At 51.3% G+C, this 19,453-nt stretch carries 18 protein-coding genes and 2 tRNA genes; 4 read left to right on the top strand and 16 right to left on the bottom strand.

Features of this window, described 5'->3' with window-relative positions; all coding sequences use genetic code 11:
* Positions 1-9: 9 nt before the first annotated feature.
* From ACO0LG_RS25155 to ACO0LG_RS25125, 7 genes are all read right to left on the bottom strand, one after another.
* Positions 10-441, bottom strand: coding sequence for a VOC family protein (locus tag ACO0LG_RS25155; RefSeq protein ID WP_423030607.1), 432 nt, complete (start codon positions 439-441; stop codon positions 10-12).
* Positions 442-551: 110 nt separating this feature from the next.
* Entirely contained in the window at positions 552-1,067 is a 516-nt protein-coding gene (locus ACO0LG_RS25150) for a hypothetical protein (protein ID WP_423030605.1), read from the bottom strand.
* Between the two features lie 8 nt (positions 1,068-1,075).
* Complete coding sequence (locus ACO0LG_RS25145; protein ID WP_423030603.1) at positions 1,076-1,891, bottom strand: glutaminyl-peptide cyclotransferase; 816 nt, start codon at positions 1,889-1,891, stop codon at positions 1,076-1,078.
* Positions 1,892-2,063: 172 nt separating this feature from the next.
* Positions 2,064-2,882, bottom strand: a complete 819-nt coding sequence (locus tag ACO0LG_RS25140) for an anti-sigma factor family protein (RefSeq protein ID WP_423030601.1) — start codon at positions 2,880-2,882, stop codon at positions 2,064-2,066.
* A 13-nt stretch (positions 2,883-2,895) separates the two neighbouring features.
* Positions 2,896-3,411: an RNA polymerase sigma factor gene (locus ACO0LG_RS25135; protein ID WP_423030599.1), complete on the bottom strand. Its 516-nt coding sequence runs from the start codon at positions 3,409-3,411 to the stop codon at positions 2,896-2,898.
* Between the two features lie 45 nt (positions 3,412-3,456).
* Positions 3,457-3,831, bottom strand: coding sequence for a hypothetical protein (locus ACO0LG_RS25130; RefSeq protein WP_423030597.1), 375 nt, complete (start codon positions 3,829-3,831; stop codon positions 3,457-3,459).
* A gap of 232 nt (positions 3,832-4,063) precedes the next feature.
* The gene (locus ACO0LG_RS25125) at positions 4,064-4,891 is read right to left on the bottom strand and encodes a hypothetical protein (RefSeq protein WP_423030595.1); all 828 of its coding nucleotides are present in this window, start codon (positions 4,889-4,891) and stop codon (positions 4,064-4,066) included.
* A 305-nt stretch (positions 4,892-5,196) separates the two neighbouring features.
* Here ACO0LG_RS25125 and ACO0LG_RS25120 point away from each other — a divergent pair, with 305 nt between their 5' ends.
* From ACO0LG_RS25120 to ACO0LG_RS25110, 3 genes are all read left to right on the top strand, one after another.
* Positions 5,197-7,053 (top strand): glycoside hydrolase family 13 protein, encoded by a 1,857-nt coding sequence (locus tag ACO0LG_RS25120; RefSeq protein WP_423030593.1) that lies wholly within the window; start codon positions 5,197-5,199, stop codon positions 7,051-7,053.
* A gap of 205 nt (positions 7,054-7,258) precedes the next feature.
* Positions 7,259-8,401 carry an aspartate-semialdehyde dehydrogenase gene (locus ACO0LG_RS25115; RefSeq protein ID WP_423030591.1) on the top strand — a complete coding sequence of 381 codons (1,143 nt, stop codon included), beginning with the start codon at positions 7,259-7,261 and terminating at the stop codon, positions 8,399-8,401.
* A 57-nt stretch (positions 8,402-8,458) separates the two neighbouring features.
* Positions 8,459-9,352, top strand: a complete 894-nt coding sequence (locus ACO0LG_RS25110) for a DMT family transporter (RefSeq protein WP_423030589.1) — start codon at positions 8,459-8,461, stop codon at positions 9,350-9,352.
* An 86-nt stretch (positions 9,353-9,438) separates the two neighbouring features.
* Here the strand turns inward: ACO0LG_RS25110 and ACO0LG_RS25105 are convergent, their stop codons facing one another.
* From ACO0LG_RS25105 to ACO0LG_RS25075, 7 genes are all read right to left on the bottom strand, one after another.
* On the bottom strand, positions 9,439-11,841 hold the full coding sequence (locus tag ACO0LG_RS25105) for a TonB-dependent receptor plug domain-containing protein (protein ID WP_423030587.1): 2,403 nt from the start codon (positions 11,839-11,841) through the stop codon (positions 9,439-9,441).
* Positions 11,842-12,005: 164 nt separating this feature from the next.
* Entirely contained in the window at positions 12,006-12,818 is an 813-nt protein-coding gene (locus ACO0LG_RS25100; RefSeq protein ID WP_423030585.1) for a helical backbone metal receptor, read from the bottom strand.
* Positions 12,815-13,597 (bottom strand): SDR family oxidoreductase, encoded by a 783-nt coding sequence (locus ACO0LG_RS25095; protein ID WP_423030583.1) that lies wholly within the window; start codon positions 13,595-13,597, stop codon positions 12,815-12,817. Before ACO0LG_RS25095 ends, ACO0LG_RS25100 begins: the two co-directional genes overlap by 4 nt.
* Before the next feature lie 56 nt (positions 13,598-13,653).
* The gene (locus ACO0LG_RS25090) at positions 13,654-14,409 is read right to left on the bottom strand and encodes a thiol:disulfide interchange protein DsbA/DsbL (protein ID WP_423030581.1); all 756 of its coding nucleotides are present in this window, start codon (positions 14,407-14,409) and stop codon (positions 13,654-13,656) included.
* A gap of 62 nt (positions 14,410-14,471) precedes the next feature.
* On the bottom strand, positions 14,472-15,110 hold the full coding sequence (locus tag ACO0LG_RS25085; RefSeq protein WP_422952044.1) for an SPOR domain-containing protein: 639 nt from the start codon (positions 15,108-15,110) through the stop codon (positions 14,472-14,474).
* Between the two features lie 41 nt (positions 15,111-15,151).
* Positions 15,152-16,864 carry an arginine--tRNA ligase gene (argS, locus tag ACO0LG_RS25080; protein WP_423030579.1) on the bottom strand — a complete coding sequence of 571 codons (1,713 nt, stop codon included), beginning with the start codon at positions 16,862-16,864 and terminating at the stop codon, positions 15,152-15,154.
* A gap of 158 nt (positions 16,865-17,022) precedes the next feature.
* Positions 17,023-17,553: a DUF6622 family protein gene (locus ACO0LG_RS25075; protein WP_423030577.1), complete on the bottom strand. Its 531-nt coding sequence runs from the start codon at positions 17,551-17,553 to the stop codon at positions 17,023-17,025.
* A gap of 207 nt (positions 17,554-17,760) precedes the next feature.
* Here ACO0LG_RS25075 and ACO0LG_RS25070 point away from each other — a divergent pair, with 207 nt between their 5' ends.
* A complete protein-coding gene (locus ACO0LG_RS25070) occupies positions 17,761-18,669 on the top strand; it encodes a recombination-associated protein RdgC (RefSeq protein ID WP_423030575.1) in 909 nt (302 codons plus the stop codon).
* Positions 18,670-18,989: 320 nt separating this feature from the next.
* Here the strand turns inward: ACO0LG_RS25070 and ACO0LG_RS25065 are convergent.
* Positions 18,990-19,066: transfer RNA gene (locus ACO0LG_RS25065), tRNA-Asp, on the bottom strand.
* 32 nt (positions 19,067-19,098) lie between these two features.
* Positions 19,099-19,174: transfer RNA gene (locus ACO0LG_RS25060), tRNA-Val, on the bottom strand.
* Positions 19,175-19,453: the final 279 nt, after the last annotated feature.

Below are 19,453 nucleotides of genomic sequence, written 5' to 3'. Positions count from 1 at the left end.
AACCGGGCTTCAGCTTGTCTGGGTTTGCCAGTATTCACCGGGCCGGTAGTTGCCAAAATACCAGAGATGCCCTTCAGGATCGAGCACCATATAACCCCTGGCGCCATAATCCTCGGTTTGCAATGGCCGCACCAGCTTGGCACCGGCGGCAATTGCCCGTGCATGATGGGCATCCGGGTCATCTACATAGACGCTGAGCGCCTGCGAAATACCGGTCAATGAGTTGGGGCTGACATGATGCGTCTCGGCCTTGGGCGACGCCACCATGACGATACCTGTGCCCAGGCTCAGTTCTGAATGTTCTATGCGATTGCCTTCTCCAGGCACGACAAAGCGGGAGGTAAAACCAAAGGCCTTGACCAGCCAGTCGATGGCAGCAGGTGCATCATCATAAATCAGGCTGGGATGGATATCAGACGGGGTACGGTAAGACTCAGACATGACGCTTTCCTTTTAGGATGGAAACGACGGGACCGACGAGACTTACTTTATATACAAAAAGGCAATCATATACAAGCGATCAATCCCCATGTAGACTAGACTGCCCGCATTTATTTTTGCGCATCCCGCTCACGGCAACTGAGTGAAGCGTAGTCGGCTTTGGGTAATGTATGTCTGATGCCATAGGTCTTCAGCGTATCGAACACATCGGCATGTGATTTGAAGGTACAGGCGTTTTTCTCGGCAAAATCCTGCAGTGGGCGCGTATCAGCTTCTACTTGCAGCACCAGGCCAAGACCAGGACTGACGCAGCAACCTACATAGGTATCCATATACTCTTCTTCCAGCAAAACCAGCTTATGACCCATAAAGTTGGCTGGTTTGCGCACAAGGTAAAAATCGACGTAATCAGCACGCTGATCTGGTTTCTTGCTCAGTATGCCTGCTTGCTGATAAGCCTGTATCACAGGCCTGGATTTGGTCTGTCTTACCTCAGTATTTTGTTTGATTTTGAGGGCATTTACCAGCTGGCTTTCCAGTGCTGACTCTGCCGCCAGACTCGAAGATGAAGACATGGCCAGCAACAAACTGCCGCTCAAAAGGCAATGCAGGATTTTTTTCATCATAATCAGGTCTAGCGTTTGATCAAACGGATTTCAAACAATTTGGGCCACAACTTACCCGTCACAAACAGCCTGTCTTTCGCCGCATCATAGGCAATGCCGTTCAGCACATCGGGGTTACCCAGTATGCGGTCGCCCATGGGCAGCAAGCCATTCAAATTGATCCAGCCTATGACCTTGCCAGTCTTGGGATCAATACGGGCAATGTTATCGGTTTGCCAGATGTTGGCAAAAATTTCACCCTTTACCCATTCAAGCTCATTCAACTGATCTACTGCCTTGCCATCTGCGGTGACCTTGATGCGGTGGGTTTCACGCAAAGTGACTGGGTCAAGAAAACGCAATTCCGAGGTGCCATCGCTCATGATGATTTCTTTATCATTGCGCGCGAGACCCCAGCCCTCACCTTTGTAGGTAAATTCTTTTTGGAAGGCGAAAGTGTCCAGATCAAGCACATAGCCCGCCTGCGTAGTCCAGGTGATGCCTATGATGCGTTTGTCCCACCAGGTAATGCCCTCACCAAAAATCTGCCTGGGCAAATCCATTTTTTGCAGGACTTCACCGGTTTCCAGCCTGACCTTGCGTACGGTAGAACGGCCTTGTAATCCAGTACTTTCAAACAGGAAGCCATCCTTGATAAACAAACCCTGGGTAAAGGCATTCGGGTCATGCGGGTAGGTATGCACTACTTCATACGTATAGCCTGGAATTGCAGATGCCGCCTGGGCGCTTGTCACAGGCAAGAATACGGCGCTACTCAATAGCAAGCCGGATAATACGCCCGACAACAAGCTTGCCGATAACCCTGTTAACTTCCATTTACGCATGCAGATATCCCATCCTTGGCAGGCAACAGCATTGCCGCCTCTGTTACTGAATTTTACCAAGCGCCGTCATCAAAGAAAGCTTTGGCATAGAAGGAGGAAAGAATAGATATTTTTTGCATAACTGTCACCTGAATTTACTTAGCGTGACAAATCTCTTGTCAGGAGAACTGATTCAGGAAGGTTTTTCCAATTGCTCATACACAGCATTGGAAATACGTGCAAGTTCAGCTTTACTGATACTACCCGACAAGGCATAGCCAAACTTGCCATCTATCCAGTAAAACACATTGACCTTGCCATCTTGCAGAAACTTGAAACCAGTATCCTTGTTTTGTACCTGATCATTGCTGACATACAGGGTAAGACGCTGACCCGTCGCATCCTGATACATGAACTGTGCCACCGGGCCGGTGCCACCTGGCAAAAGTCGGCCACCAACCAGCTCATACGATAGTTTGCCAAGCTTGGGTGCACGCATGGGGCTGCCCATGCGTTTGGATAACCAGGCGACCAGTTGCTCTTCCTGCTCGGCACCCACCTCTACCGGGCGGCGTACATCAGGACTGTAAACCAGATGGGCAACTGCAGCCTGGTGGGCAAAGCCTGCCGCACCATGGACACCATTTTTTTGCACCTCAGCCTGTGCCAGCACCGCACTTGCATCACTGCCTGCGCGCAACCACCAACCGCTACTGGCACTAACGAAGGCAATGGCGATACCGGCTGCCAGATGACGCCAGCCCCAGACAGGCTGATTGGCTGCAGCAGTAGTTGGCCCGCGTATTGAACTGAGTCGGGCAGGAACAGGTTCATCAACAACGGCATCAAACAAGGCATGGAGGTCAGCATTTTGCCTGCGCCAGGCGGACACTTTTTGCTGCTCAGCCGGATACGCCTGCAGATAGCTCTCTACCTCTGCCAGACGTACGGCAGGCAACTGTCCATCGACATAGGCATGCAAGTCTGCTTCGCTGACGGGCTCGTGTTTCATGTTCTGGCCTTGTTCACTTGACGACTTTCAAGACTGTACTGGTGGGACGCATTTCCATGATGGCACGCAATTTTTCACGGCCGCGCGATAAGCGCGACATCACGGTTCCCAGAGGGATATCTAAAGTAAGGGCAATGTCTTCATAGCGCATTTCTTCCAGCACGACCAGCAATAATATTTCGCGCTGTTCTAATGGCAATTGCATCAATGCCGCCTGCAGGTCGCGCAACTCGAGGCCATGGGTCTGGCAGGCGGCTTGTGCTGGCAAGGACGCATCATCATATTCAAGCGCTACTGTACTCAGCGCCGGCTTGCGCAATTGATCCAGCCGTAGATTGTGCATGATGGAAAACAGCCAGGCCCGCATATCGCCATCAGGCAGGAATGATCCCAGCTTTAGCCAGCCACGCTCCATGGTGTCTTGCACCAGATCATCCGCACCTGGCTTGTCACCCACCAGCGCACGAGCATAGCGGCGCAGGCGGGGAATACAGGCCAGTAACTGGCTGCGGCTGTCTGCCTGCGTCATTGTTCAGCCACAATGGAGCGTGAAACGGACAAAGCCTGGCATGCTTTATTCCTTGACCAGATGCCAGACATTTTTAAAATTATCACCAGTACGCTCACCCGCCTTTTTATCTGCCGCATACAGGTACAAAGGCTTGCCATCATAGGCCAGTTGGGTGCTACCATCATCGCGGGTGACAACAGAATATTTGCCAGATGGCAGCTTGGCAGGTACGGCGACTGGCGGCCAGTTTGTTGCGCATGGCCCATTGCAAGTGCTTTTGCCGCTACCAGCAGCATCCTTGTCGAAACTATACAGTGTCATGCCTGTATCACTGACGAGTACACCGTCAGCCACCTTGGGCGCGGACTGGGCTTGCGCAAACCCGCCGATAAATGTGACGCTGGTCAGCAGGGCGAAGCAAATTTGTCTGGTTTTCATCAAAGGACTCCTGAGTATTGAAATAAGTATAGATGGATAAACGACTGTCAGCAGCATCACGCGCTTAAACTGCTTACACAAGGATATACGTAAGCCTGTTAGTCTTTATTCCAGCAATTTAAAAAATATTTTTCAGGTAGTTTTGCCTGGCCTGCCTGGATTGCCAGACAAGAAAGCAAAAACCCGCCGGAAGTGCTGGCGGGTTCTCACAGTTTTTAGAACTTCAGCAGGCTTAGCCTGGTGCCCTGGTCGGGTCAGCCAGTGCAGCCAGGTAATACGGATCAGTCTGTGCCGCCAGATTAACGCCACCACTGGTTGTGACAAATGCCGCATAGGGGGAAGCTGCCAGCGTCTGGTTGCGCATTTGTATGTTTTTCTGGTTCCAGTCAGTATTGTCTTTGCTTAATTTTTCATAAGTGACTTCATAGTTTTTCAGTTGATCACCCCATTCGGCAGTGCCCTGCTCCGCTGTCGGTCGCTTGATAGAATTGACTGAATCTGGCCTGGGGTCAGTATTGAAGATTAGGTCTGCCGCCAGCAGATTGGGGCCGCCGCCGGGATTGGATGGGGAGGCAAAAGCCGATGGATTAGCCGGGTCATATACCCTGTAAGCAGCATGAGTAGGGTTGACTGCTGCGATGGTCGTGGTGGGTGCGGCTGGCAACGTGGCGGCTGGTTTGCTCGCAACAGCAGTGGTTTTACTGCTCGCAGTTGTGTCGCCAACGCTGGCAATTGCTGTTGAACTCGCTGACACACCAGTCACTGCTGTCAAGGTGCTGTTAGCCACAGGCGGTGGTGCCTGCAATTGTTCACGCAAGGCTGTCAGTGTGGCCTGTATCTGCGCAGCCAGGTCTGTGGTCTGGGTATCTGCACCAAGGCCAGCGGCTTTTTCCTTGATGGCGCTCACCAGATCTGCTTTGGTTTCTGGCTTGACTGCTGCCTGCAATGCCGCTTTGAACTTATCTGCGCTCTGCTCAGCATCAGCCAGCCTGGATTTGAGCTTGCTTTGCAAAGCCTGCACATCGCCAAAAATCGAATTTAAGTTTGAAATGTCCTGCATATATCCTCCCGGGATGGGGCTGCGCTTTATATACGCGATCACCCTTGCTTTTGCTGAGATCGCTCAGCCTGATTTGATAAGCTAGAAAATATCAAACAAAGTGCCCGGGTGAAGCTCAAAAAAGAGGCAATTTCCAGCGCCAGTTCCAGCTTTGGAACAAGATGCCGTTTCCAGCCGCCGAAAAAATGTACCTAAAATACATAATTACGATGAATAAAAATACTTTATTTAATCTTGGTAAATTAAAATAATTGATTAAATGTAGTTTAAATACACAAAATAAGACTTACCCATCAGGAGATGACATGAAAACCAGCGCCTTGGCACGCCTATGCATTCACTTGCTAGCCTTGCTACCTCTATTTGTACAGGCCCAGCCTGTCATGGAACATGTAGAACCCGGTTTTTGGTGGATAGGGATGAAGAACGACAAGCTGCAAGTCATGTTGCACGGGAAAGAAGTGGCCACGTACACGGCACATATCAATTACCCAGGCGTGCAAATCAAGGGCGTGCACAAGCTCAGCAATCCCAATTATCTGTTTCTGGATTTACAGATTGCGCCATCCGCCCGCGCTGGTAAATTTGATATCAGCTTGCAGCATGGGGAACTAAAATTTAGCATTCCCTATGAACTCAGGGCTCGTGAAAAAGGCTCGGCGCAACGGCGCGGCTTTGGTCCATCAGATGCGATCCTGAATTTCATGCCAGACCGGTTCGCCAATGGCGACACCAGCAATGACCGCCTGCCCGGCTTTGCCGACAAACTGGACCGCGCTGATGCCAGCGCCGGCCGCCACGGTGGTGATCTCAAGGGTGTACGGGATCATCTCGACTACATTGCCAGCATGGGTTACACCATGATCTGGCCTACTCCAGTAGTGGAGAATAATCAGCAAACTTATTCTTACCATGGCTATGCAGCTACTGACTATTACAAGGTCGATGCCCGCCTGGGCAACAATGAAGAATATCTCCAACTGGTAGCAGACGCAAAAAAACAGGGCATAGGCGTAATCCAGGATATCGTGCTCAACCATATCGGTGACGGCCATTGGTGGATGAAGGATTTACCCAGTAAGGACTGGCTCAGCTACAACAGTGAATTTACTCCGACCTATCATGCGCGTACCACGGCCAGTGACCCGTATGCTTCTGCCATCGATAAAAAGAATTACACCCAGGGCTGGTTTGAAGTTCATATGCCGGACATGAACCAGCATAACCCGCTGGTGGCGAACTACCAGATACAAAATACTATCTGGTGGATAGAATATGCCGGGCTAGCGGGCATACGGGCAGATACCTATGGTTATTCTGACCATGCCTTTTTAACAGAGTGGTCGCGCCGCGTCATGCACGAATACCCACACCTGACACTGGTCGGCGAAGAATGGTCAGATAACCCCAACCTGGTGGCGCACTGGTTGCGCGGGCACAAGAATGCGAACGGCTATGTCTCGTACATGCCCAGCATGATGGATTATCCCTTGCACGATACACTGCGTAAATCCCTGGTCGCACCAGAGAATCTGCATTCCGGTTTTGCCACTTTGTATGAAACCCTGGTCAATGATCAGCTCTACCCCAAGCCATCAGCTATGGTGTTATTTGAAGGCAATCATGATGTCAGCCGCTTGTACAGCGCCCTTGATGAAGACCTGGATTTATTCAAGATGGCGATCACCTATGTTGCCACCATGCCGCGCACGCCGCAATTTTATTATGGCACAGAGATTTTGATGACCAGCACCAAGCATAGGGATGACGGCGCTTTTCGAAAAGACTTTCCCGGTGGCTGGACAGGTGATGCAGTGAATGCTTTTACAGGCGTTGGTCTCAATGCAAAACAACTGGAAGCGCAAGCCTTTGTCAAAAAGCTGCTGAACTGGCGCAAGAACCAGATTGCCATCCACAACGGCAAACTTATGCACTTTGCACCACAAGATGGCATGTATGTGTATTTCCGATATGACCATCGGCATAAGTTCATGGTGGTGATGAGCAAGAATACTACTGAGACAGAGTTGGCGACAGCACGCTTCGCAGAGATTTTACCTGTAAACGCCAAGGCAAAAGATCTGTACAGTGGACAGGAATTTGAACTGGCGCAAAAAATCAAAGTGCCTGCGCGCGGTGTCCTGTTGCTGGAAATTATGTAAACTTGGGCTGGCAAAACCCGGCTTGATCACTGTTATCAAGTCTGTTACCATCAATTCATGAAAAGCCCATTTGCATCGACGCTGAGCATTAAGACCACCATTATCGCAATGGTGGGTTAGCGCTTTTTCATTTTTTCGCAACCCGCCTACGAGGCGGGTGCATATCAATTGATGCCTGTCTCCCGGCCACTTTAAGGAGATTTACATGGTGTCAGATTCTCATCATCAAGACCGTCAAGATCATCAGGCTTCAGTTGCCAGTCCACCACGACCGGCACGCTCTGCCTTGTCGCTCAAACATTACCCACATGGCATGCATGTAGGTGTCGTTGGCGCAACTGGCCTGGTCGGTGAATTCATGCTCAAACTGCTGGAAGAACGCAATTTCCCGGTCAGCTCATTGCGCCTGTTTGCGTCTGCGCGTTCTGCCGGAAAATCACTAAACTGGAAAGAAAAGCAGATCGCCGTCGAAGATGCGGCGACGGCTAATTATTCTGGTCTGGACGTGGTTTTTTTTTCGGCAGGTGGAGACACTTCATTGCGACTGGCACCGGTGGTCGCGTCTGCGGGTGCGCTGATTATCGATAATTCCTCCGCTTGGCGCATGGACCCTGCCGTGCCGCTGGTGGTGGCAGAAGTCAATCCATATGACTTGGCAAATATCCCCAAGGGCATCATCGCGAACCCCAACTGCACGACCATGGCGGCCATGCCTGTGCTGAAACCCCTGCATGACAAGGCTGTGCTGCGGCGTCTGGTCGTCAGCACTTATCAGGCAGTGTCGGGCGGTGGTGTTGCGGGTGTGGAAGAGCTGGCGAGCCAGATGCAAAAAGCCGGAGAAGACTGCACCAGACTGGTGAATGATGGTGAAGGCATAGACTTTCCCGCACCGAAGAAATGGCGGGTGCCGATTGCCTATAATGTCGTGCCTTACAATTATAAGGTTGTTGAAGACGGTTATACCGAAGAAGAAATCAAGCTGCGTAATGAAAGCCGCAAGATACTTGGCATCCCGGAATTGAGCGTTTCCTGCACCTGTGTGCGTGTGCCTGTCTTTACAGGACACTCACTGTCCATCAATGCTGAGTTTGAGCAGAGTATTTCTGCAGAGGCCGCGCTTGAGCTACTGCATGGCGCTGCTGGTGTGGTTGTTACTGAAGTGCCCAATCCCTTGATGGCGACTGGCCGCGATCCTGTATTCGTTGGCCGGGTACGCCCTGACCCTACTGTAGCACATGGTCTGGCAATGTTCGTCAGTGGCGACAATCTGCGCAAGGGCGCTGCGCTGAATGCCATACAGATAGCCGAAGTGATCTATGAGCAAGGCTTGCGCAGCATGCACAAGTGAAAACCAGGGGCGTGATTTTGGTGTAGGCTAACAGGCTTTTGCATCGCCTGGATTATCGTGAACAAAGCCCCTGTCTCTACCTATCTGAAACTTGTCTGTGTCGCCCTGTTCTGGGGTGGCACTTTCATTGCCGGGCGCCTGGTCGCCAAAGAAATACCGCATATGATCGCAGCCTTTATCCGTTTTGCCGTTGCCTGTGCCTTATTACTATTGCTGGCATGGCGCCTCGAAGGTGGTCTGCCCAAACTAAGCAAACAGCAAATGCATGCCACCTTTGCGCTGGGTGCGACCGGCATCTTCTTGTATAACCTGTGTTTCTTCGCAGCGCTGGAGAATATGCCGGCCGGGCGCACTGCCCTGTTTGTGGCCTTGAACCCGATAGTCACCGCGCTGGCACTGGCGCTGATATTTGGAGAGAGACTGAGCAAGATACGCTGGCTCGGCATCATGGTCGCCTTTGCTGGTGCGGCAGTCGTGATTACCCGAGGTGACCTGATGGGTGCCATGCATGATTTGTCGCAATCACTAGGCAAGGGCGAGCTGTTCATGCTGGTGGCGATTTGTGGCTGGGCGGCCTATACCATCATAGGCCGGCACGCCTTAAAAGGCCTGTCACCGATTGCTGCCACTACTTATGCATCGCTCTGGGGCTTGCTCTTGCTGGGCCTGGGTGCGGTACTGGAATTGCCGCGTTTTGAACCCGCCCGCCTGAGCTGGCAAGTGCTCGCGTCCCTGGTGTATCTGGGTGCTTTTGGCACGGTCATTGGTTTTGTGTGGTATTACGAAGGCGTGAAAAGCATAGGCCCTGCACGCACTGCGGTGTTCAATAATCTGGTGCCAGTATTCGGTATCAGCCTGGGTGCGCTGATCTTGGGTGAACCGATTCTGCCATCAATGATCGTCGGTGGCTTGCTGGTCATCGCCGGGGTGACTTTGACCAACAAAACCTGATGCATCAATCATAAAAACCGGCCTGACATTTGCATGCAGGCCGGTTTTTTTTGATGGAGAGGAACTAAACTTTTCTTATCTCTGGATTAAAACTTTTTCCAGAGTTTCAGGAAGTAAGAAGCGCCGCCCAGACCAAACTGTACGCTGTCGTAGTAGAAACCATTATCGGTTTCATTCGGGTCTTGACGGGTAGGTTTGACGTTGAATACATTATTGCCGCCTATGGTCAGCTTGGTGGTGTCATTGAAGGCATAAGTCAGCGCCACGTCAGCCGAAGTTTTAGGTTCGTAATAAGCATTTGGTACACCCGCGGCTGTACCTGAGAAAGTACCCAGGGTTTGAGAGCCGTAATGGATGACCTTGAACTCGCCTGACCATGGACCCTGGTCATAATTGAAGGCCAGAGTGGCTTTCATTCTTGGGCCGCCTTGCTCTATGAACAGGCGTTCACGCTCAGACAGCAAGACATCTTCATAGCCTTTCAGGGATGCAGGAGCCTGCACCTTGGTGACTTCAGTTTTGCTGTAGTTCAAACCCAGATAGGTCGATAATTTGCCCGCACCCAGATTGGTTTTATGGGAAGCCGTCAAATCCAGACCCTGGGTCTTGGTATTGATGGAATTCACAAAGAACTGTGCCTGGCCCACTCCAAGTGCGGACAAGCTTGCGCCCAGTGCCGGATAGTTGTCGGCATCAAAACGGCCAGACAAAACGATGCGGTCAGCGATATCGATACGGTACAAATCGGCTGTCATGGCAAACGCACTATTCGGTTTGAAAGTCAGGCCGAATGTATAGTTTTTCGAAGTTTCATCTTTCAGTTTGGGGATGCCAGCCGCATTGGCCACGGCACCGCCATTTGGCGCCAGCACCACATCCATAGGCTTGCCACTGATGAAGTCAGTAAAGGTGGATGAGAAATACACTTGTTGCAGCGATGGTGCACGGAAGCCTGTGCTGATAGAGCCGCGCATCAGGACATCGTCAGACACCTTGTAACTGCCTGCCAGCTTGCCTGTCAGGGTAGAACCAAAGTCGCTATAACGCTCACCACGGACAGCTGTCTGTAGCTTGAAGAGTTTGGTGATATCGGTTTCTACATCGATATAGGCGGCGATACTATTTCTGTTTTTGTCAGTACGGTCACCAGGCTGGAAGCCGGGGAAACCCTGGCTACCGGCATTGCCGCCAAAACCCAGGCCGTCAACGTCATTGTAAGAACCTGGCTCACCGGGAGTGATCTTGTAGTTTTCACGGCGGTATTCAGCACCGAAGGCGACGTTGACACCATTCATGAAGCCGTCAAAGAAGCGGCTGAAATCCAGATTGGTGGTCGCCTGCGAGAAAGAAAAACCACCCGCATCAAACCTGCTGGGGCTGATACCCTTGCCACCTGCCAGCAAATCCTTGTTGGCAATTGATGCATTGATAGTATTGCTGACGTTGTACTTGAGTTCATTAAAGCCATAAGTCTGCGACAGGTCAGCACGCCATTCGCCGATATCCCATTTATAACCTAAGGTGCCATAGATATCATTGATGTCGCCATTAATGTAAGGCACGAAACCATTTGGATACATGGCAGCAGAATTGCGCGAAGGAATGTCGTCAGAACCTATGCCACCACGGGCAAACGCAGCAGAAGATGCCTTGCGTTGCTGTGTGCCCAGGGTGAAATACAGTTTGTCATTACCACCGTTGGGCACTTCGCCGTTCAGGTAAACGGTAGGCCCGGTCATCTTGGTGTCGCCGATGGTACGTGGATTACCGGGGTCGGCGCGATTCGAGCGGCCGCGGTCGGTATATTCTACGGTAATGCCCAGCACACCTTTTTCACCCAGGGCGATACCGCAATAAGCGGATGGCAGGTAGTTTTTACCATCCCCAACTGAATACTGGCTATAGCCAAAGCTGGCTTCGCAACCGAGATTTTTCTTGAGGGTGATGTCCATGACACCGGCAATTGCGTCAGAGCCATACTGGGCGGCAGCACCATCACGCAAGACTTGCACATTGCTGATGGCCATAACAGGAATCGCATTCAAGTCCGTACCGGTATTGCCGCGGTTACGGGCACCAAAAAGGTTCACCAGCGCTACGGTATGACGGCGTTTGCCATTGACCAGCACCAAGGTCTGATCTGAACCCAGACCGCGCAAGGCGGCCGAATCGATCAGATCGGCGCCATCCGCACCGGACTGGCGGGTGGAATTGAAGGAAGGCGAAATATTGGCCAGCGTCTGAGCCAGGTCAAACTGACCACCCTGCTCTGCTGCTTTGGATACCGAGATAAAATCGACAGGCAGCGGCGTATTGGTGGCGCTGGTATTGGCACGGCGCGAACCAACAATGGTCATGGTTTGTATGGCTGGTTCTGCGGCTTTTTCTGCTGCGGGGGCAGTTTGCGCACTTACCATTGCGGGAGTGAAAACAGTTGCTGCACTTGCACCATATAGGGCAAGTAAAATCGCTTTACGCATCTTACTCATAACAAACTTCTCCAAGAATATATAGAAAACCTTAACTGGTATCCCCAGAAGTATGGTTGTCGGCATATTAGAGTGTCAATTATTGTGCTGTGCAGTGTGGCATTTTTGTGTAATTTGTATAGACGTATTTCGAATTTGGGGCGGATACGCAGAATTGCATAACCTTATTGCGCAGACAATCGCTTCAGGTAGTGCAAACCGGCAATCGCCCTGCTGCCATACCATGACAGCATTTCACCGTCGACCAGTTGCACAGGCAGGCCCAGTTGCTTTTCCTGCGCATCGACATGGCGTTCAGTAAAGCGGTAAGGTTCGGTAGAAAGCAAAATCCGGTCGATGGGATGCTGCATTGCACTAGCCCATTGAAAACCCGGGTAACGCAAGATGCAGTTTGGCGGCGACCAGGTTTGCCAGCCTATCAGCGCCAGCATGGCAGCGATGTAGGTGTCGCGGCTGACAGTCATCCACGGATCTTGCCAGATGCAATAAATAACATGCTGAGGGCTGACAGGTGCGTGGTCCACGGCAGCATAAGCAGCTTCGAACTGCGCGCACAACTCCTGCGCTCTTTCCTCAACCCCAAATATCCCGCCCAGCAATTGATACAAGGCCAGATTGTCGCGTGGCACCAGTGGGTGGGTGACGATGACATGGGGGATGAATTCGGCTAGTGCTTCTACCGTCGGCTTTTCATTTTCATCAATATTGACGATCAAATGAGTAGGAACCAGCTTGCGGATTTTTTCTATATTCACATCCTTGGTGCCGCCTATCTTGGGAATAGTTTGCACTACAGAATTGGGATGTATGCAAAAACCCGTGCGGCCAACCAGATAAGGCGACAGCCCCAGCTCACAAACCAGTTCCGTGATGGAAGGTACCAGGCTGACGATACGAGGTTCAACCCTGATGTCTGCACCGGTATCAGCTCCACAGGCTTGATGCACAGTACCTAGCGCATCAATCAACATGCTCATGCCTGGTCTGCCGCACGCGGTTTACGGCGTGCCCTGGCAAAAACTGCGTCATACAGCCAGTTAGGCAAGATGCGCATCAACTTGGCGACCACACCCATTTGCCAGGGAATCACGCGGTAAGTATTGCCGGCATCAATGGTCCCTAATGCAGAGGCACAAAAAGCCTTGACCGGCATCAGAAAAGGCATGGGGTAAGGGTTACCCTTGGTCATGGGTGTATCAATATAGCCCGGTGCAATCGTCACAACGCGTATGCCGCTGTCACGCAATTCCACCCGCAGCGATTCGCAGTAACTGATGACCGCTGCCTTGGATGCACAATACGCACCGGCACCTGGCAAGCCACGTATACCGGCAACGCTGCCTATGCCAACCAGACGGCAATCAACACTTTTTGCATAGGTTTTCATGGCATTGATGAAGGGTGAAAAAGTCGCCACGGTTGCCATCAGATTGGTTTGTAACACACTGTCAAACACCTTGATGTCACCTGCATATTCACTGAGCGTGCCGACTGAAATACCGGCATTGGCGATGACGATATTGACCTGCCCTACAGCCAGCATGAACGCATTCGCCGCCTTGGCCAGCGCTGCATGGTCGGTAACATCCACGGCATAGATATGATGCAGGCCAGGATTGGGCAGGCTCTGCCGCAGTTCTTCCAGCACTTCCTGGCGGCGTGCCAGCAAGCCCAGGGTAACGCCTTGCTCGGCATACGCTCTGGCAAGCGCGGCACCTATGCCAGAAGATGCACCGGTGATGAAGACTGTTTTCATGATATCCAATGAAAAAGTCCGCCGGGTTGGCGGACTATCTATAACGCTATCGCTACCTATTTCTTTTTGCCTGCTGCTTTGGCTGATGCAGCCGCTGAACTGGCTGAGGCCGCAGCAGGTACCGCTGCTGGTGCGCCACTTTTCTCTTTTTGTATTTTGGTGATCAGACTATCGAGCACCTGTATGACTGCATGGTTCTGTATGTCTTCTGTCACCTTGGTCATGGTGGAGACGGCCAGCACTGGTGAAGTCACATAGCGCCCATCAATGGCAATCGACGGTACGCCGTCAATCTGATAGGCATTTGCCAGTTGGGTAGCGCGGCTGAGCTTGCTGGTAATAGAGAAAGAATTGTAGATATCAGCGAATTTTTGCTTGTCCAGGCCAGACTTGCCAACGAATTCCATGATGTTGGCATCTGTTTGCAAACGGTTGTGATCAACATGGAAAGCGTTGAAAGCCTTCATATGGTATTCATCTGCCTTACCCATGGCTTCCATGGTGAAGTAGAGTTTTTGCTGTGGCACCAGGTCATGAAAATTGACATGGATGCGCTTGAAGGAGATATTGTCGCCCTGCTTCTTCACCCATTCTGCCAGCAAGGGTTCCAGCGCATAGCAATGCGGGCAAAAATAACCAAAGAATTCAATGACTTCAATTTTCTTGCCACTATCAACAGGTTGAGGGCGTTTCAAGACCTGATATTCGACACCAGGCTGAGGTGCGGTCGGGCTGGCATTGACGACACCAACCACGAGAGACAGGCCAGCCAGCATGACCATGCGACGTTTGATTTGACTGAAAAATGGCATCACGTTTCCTTTATTAATCGCTTTTTTGTACGCTAATTGCACGTTGATTACTTACCGGTCTGTTATTTGACTGTGCGAACCACGGCAACATCCACACTATTCTCTGACAAGCGGGCACGGGTACGGTTCATTGTTTCGAGTTGCGCATACGGACCAAGGCGTACATGGTACATGGTGCCGGCGTCTGAGTTCTTTTCCACAATACGCGCTTCAAAACCGATCAGTGCCAACTTGGCGCGGCTATTTTCTGCTGCCACCTGTTCCTTAAACGCACCAACCTGCAAAAAGTAAATATATTTTTCGTCTGCATTGTCAGCTTTGGCTGCAGCGGCAGCTTCTGCCCTCTCTGCTTTTTCGGCAGCTTTTTCTGCTGCCGTTTTTTCTGGCGGTTTGACTTCTACGGGCTTAACTGGCGGCGCTACTGTTTCTGCCGGTTTGCTGGCAGTCAGTTCCTTATTGGCTTCTTTGGCCGCATCCTTGTTGCCATACAGGGGCTTGTTAGGATCCTGCAACTGCGTCAGAGGGATATCTGCCTTGTCCGATTTACCATTTTTATTGGTAAATGGTGTCGATGACTTGGTAATCACCATGGCTACTCCTACTGCAATAGCCAGACCAATTACCAGGCCGATGATAATGCCAGTCAGGGTACTGCCGCGCTGGCTATTCTTTTGTTTTGGGGCGTTCTGTTGAGATTTCATGCGTCTCCGACGAGTTTCGTTAGCTAGATGAGGCAAACCATTTACATTTGTGTTGGTGCTGAAACACCGATCAGTGCCAGACCATTGCGCAAGACCTGACGGGTTGCCAGCACCAGTGCCAACCTGGCCAGTTTGATGGCTTCATCTTCAACCAGGACTTTTTCAGCAAAATAATAACTATGCAATTCGCCAGCCAGCTCGCGCAAGTAAAACGCCACCTGGTGCGGGCCCAGCTCGTCAAGTGCTTTTTCCAGGATTTCTGGATATTCTGCCAGCTTGGTCAGCAAACTGGCTTCACTTGGCGCTGTCAGCGGTGATAAATCAACAGAGGTCAGCGCAGCATAGGCTGTTTCGTCAGTGGAGAATTGTTCCAGCATGCGGCAAATCCGTGCGTGGGCATATTGCACGTAGAACACAGGGTTTTGCTCAGAGCGCGCCAGAGCGACATCCACATCAAACACAAATTCTGTATCCGCCTTGCGGGAAATCAGGAAGAAGCGTACTGCATCACGGCCACGCTGTTCATCACCACCACCTGACCATTCGATCAGGTCGCGCACGGTGACATAAGAACCGGCACGTTTGGAAATCTTGACTTCGGCACCATCCTTCATGACAGTGACCATCTTATGCAGGATGTAGTCGGGATAGCCTTGCGGTATACCTACATTCAAGGCCTGCAGGCCACCGCGCACACGGGCTATGGTGCCATGATGGTCACTGCCCTGGATATTGATGGCCTTGCGGTAACCACGTTCCCATTTGGTGACATGATAAGCCACGTCCGGCACGAAATAGGTGTAAGTGCCATCTGACTTTTTCATGACGCGGTCTTTGTCGTCACCATAGTCGGTCGTGCGCAACCACAGCGCGCCTTCCTGCTCATAGGTTTTGCCTGCTGCCTTCAGGGCGGCAACTGTGGTCTCGACCTTGTTGTCTTTGTACAGCGAAGACTCAAGATAGTAATTATTGAATTTGACGCCAAAAGCCAGCAAATCGGCATCCTGTTCGCGGCGCAGGTAGGTTACGCTGAAATGACGTATGCATTCGATATCGTCGACATCACCACTAGCAGTGATCGGCGCACAGTCGCCGGCGGAAACGGTTTTCTTTGCAAGAAAGTCTTGTGCAATTTCGGCGATATAGTCGCCGTTGTACGCAGACTCAGGCCAGTTTGCATCACCAGGCGCAAAACCCTTGGCGCGGGCTTGCACCGACAACGCCAGATTATTGATCTGTACACCGGCGTCGTTATAGTAAAACTCGCGGCTGACGTCATAGCCTTGGACATCCAGCAAGGCAGACAGGGCATCACCCAATGCACCCTGACGACCGTGGCCTACATGCAGGGGACCAGTAGGGTTGGCAGAAACAAATTCCACCACCACTTTTTCGCCATTACCGCGCTGGCTTTTGCCAAATTCTGCGCCCTTTTGCAAAACGGTCGCGACCACAGCCTGCTTTGCAGCTGCTGCAAGACGTATATTGATAAAGCCAGGACCGGCGATTTCCACACTGGCAACCAGCGGACTATCTTGTGCTTCTACTGCTGCAACGATGGCCTGTGCCAGTTCACGCGGATTCTTACGTAGCGGCTTGGCGATCTGCATGGCGATATTGCAAGCTGCGTCACCATGGGACGGGTCACGCGGGCGCTCCAGTGCTATCGTGGGCTTGAGCTCAGAACCGACCAAGATAGGTTCAACCGCATTCTGGAATAGTTTCAGTAATTCTTGTTTTTGTTCAGCTAGCATGGCACGCAATTTTTATTGTATTTTGACAATAAATAAAATAAGGACAGGGGACATTATACTGTCTCACCCTGCCCCTGTCTGAGATGCCGCAAGCGAATCTTGCATCTTCTTGTTACGAATTACTACTCATCCTCCTGCTTTTGCCGCCCGATTGCGTTTTAAACCGTAGCAGAGCGGGTAAATATTGTGTTGGAAGACATTGCTTGTTTGTACATGATCAGGACACGCAGCATTTTGCCAAGGAACAAACCGTTGAACAGGCCGAACAATGCAGTGCTGATAACAGCGAACAACATGTTGCTATGCAGGGCAGGATTCACATGCAAAGCCACATTGACAACATATTTCATGACAAAGATGGACATCATCATGACCAACGGGCCCCAGCTACCACGGTAAAACACAGTGCCCTTGGCAGCCAGGATGCGGACATTCTTGTCGCTGACCATATTCCAGGACACTGCCGCACCTGCTGTCATCGTTGCCAGCCACGCTGCCAGTACCAGAGGATCAGCACCGAAACCGGACAATATGCCTTGCGCAGACAAGGCCAGCATGACCAGGGGAATGATCACTACCGCCCTGACTGTCAATTCACGATCGACACTGGCTTTGATGCCGCGAAATGCCAGAAAGCCCAGAATTGCCCATACATACATTGGTGTGCCGCTGATGATTTGGTTCAACATGATGATCTCCTTGAATACTGTTTAGTGGGGTTTAGCGTTATTTCGCTGGTTTGTTTTGCTGCGATGGAAGAAGTATTGCAAAGCTGAACTGCTATGTATGCCAGAAAGCGACGAAGCGTTAGTTCTTGCCGCGAAAGAGGTGTTTTTGGTCGTGAGTGGCCCAGCGCAGACGTGTAGAATGCTAGGTTTTCTTCGTCTGGATACACTATGTGGTTCAAGAATCTGCAAGTTTTTCGTCTGACAACTCCCTGGCAGATCACTGCCGAGGAGTTACATACCCAATTGTCACGCATCGCCTTTGCGCAATGCGCCTCGAACGAGATGCAAAGCCAGGGCTGGGCATCACCACGCAATAATGATCAACTGGTACATAGCGTGAATCAGCAATTCCTGATTTCGCTGGCAACAGAAAAGAAACTGCTGCCTTCCAGTGTTATCAATCAGGTGACCAAGGCACGCGCGCTGGAAATAGAAGAAGAACAAGGCTTCGCACCTGGCCGCAAGGCCATGAAAGACCTGAAAGAGCGCATTACTGAAGAATTATTGCCACGGGCCTTTGGCGTCAAGCGCAATACCAATGTCTGGATAGACCCAGTGAACCGCTGGCTGGTCATCGACGCTTCCAGCCCATCCAAGGCAGATGAAGTCATCAAGCTCTTGCTGAAATGCTGCGACAAGCTGCCACTGGAAGGTTTGCGTACCAAGACTTCGCCACAAGCGGCCATGACAGGCTGGCTGGCTGGTAACGAAGCACCCAAGGGCTTTACCATAGACCAGGATACCGAACTCAAGTCTTCGACTGAAGACAAGGCTACCGTACGTTATGTGCGCTACACGCTGGAACCGGACGATATCCAGAAACATATCGCTGCAGGCAAGCAATGTACCAAGCTGGCATTGACGTGGGATGACAAGGTCAGCTTTGTCCTGACCGATACATTGACGATCAAACGCATCAAACCGCTCGATGTGCTTGAGGAAAGCAAGGACAAGGGCAGTAACGAAGAAGAACGTTTTGATGCAGACTTTGTACTCATGACTGCCGAGCTGGCGAGTTTGCTCAGTGATGTGGTATTTGCCCTAGATGGTGAGATGGATAGCGCACAGGCGGCGTGATGTGCTGACGCTTCTGCCCCATGACCCCTCTCAAGAAATTGGGCGGGGTTTTGCTTTGTACCCGACATGATGAAGACCTCTCAACACAGAGGCACAGAGGAAGGAAAGGCTGCTTGCAAGCAGCCTTCGTTACGCAGGCAAACGGTATACCGTTCGAAATCCTTGCTACACCACAGAGTCACATCGAGAGATTGCTATGGGTGCCTGATGGCCGGATTTAGCATGTGAGATTTGAAGCGCAGAGGAACTGCTAAGCATTACATACAGGAAAATGCAGACGAAAAAAAAGACAAGCATCGCTTGTCTTTTTTCTTTATAACTGGCGGAGCGGACGGGGCTCGAACCCGCGACCCCCGGCGTGACAGGCCGGTATTCTAACCAACTGAACTACCACTCCGAAACTACTTAACCGTTCTTGCTGTTTATCTGTGGTGGGTGCTGAGAGGCTCGAACTCCCGACCTACGCCTTGTAAGGGCGCCGCTCTACCAACTGAGCTAAGCACCCATATTCTTGCCTAGTCAGATAAACTTGATGTGTGTCACCACATCAACAGAAGCAAAATTATACTTCATCTTTATGCTTCTTGTCTAGTCATTTCCTTCAGCTTATCTCGCTAAAATCTGCGAAACCGCCTACAAAATCGACTATTCTCACTTAAAGCAAAACCCCCGCTTAACTGAATAAGCGGGGGGATGCGGAATAAAAGCCTGACGATAACCTACTTTCACACTGGTTGCAGCACTATCATTGGCGCGTAATCGTTTCACGGTCCTGTTCGGGATG

Source organism: Undibacterium sp. Ji42W, assembly GCF_049340405.1.
Lineage (GTDB): Bacteria > Pseudomonadota > Gammaproteobacteria > Burkholderiales > Burkholderiaceae_D > Undibacterium.
Note: the sequence above shows the minus strand (reverse complement) of the source record. Positions and strands in the feature narration are given on the sequence as shown.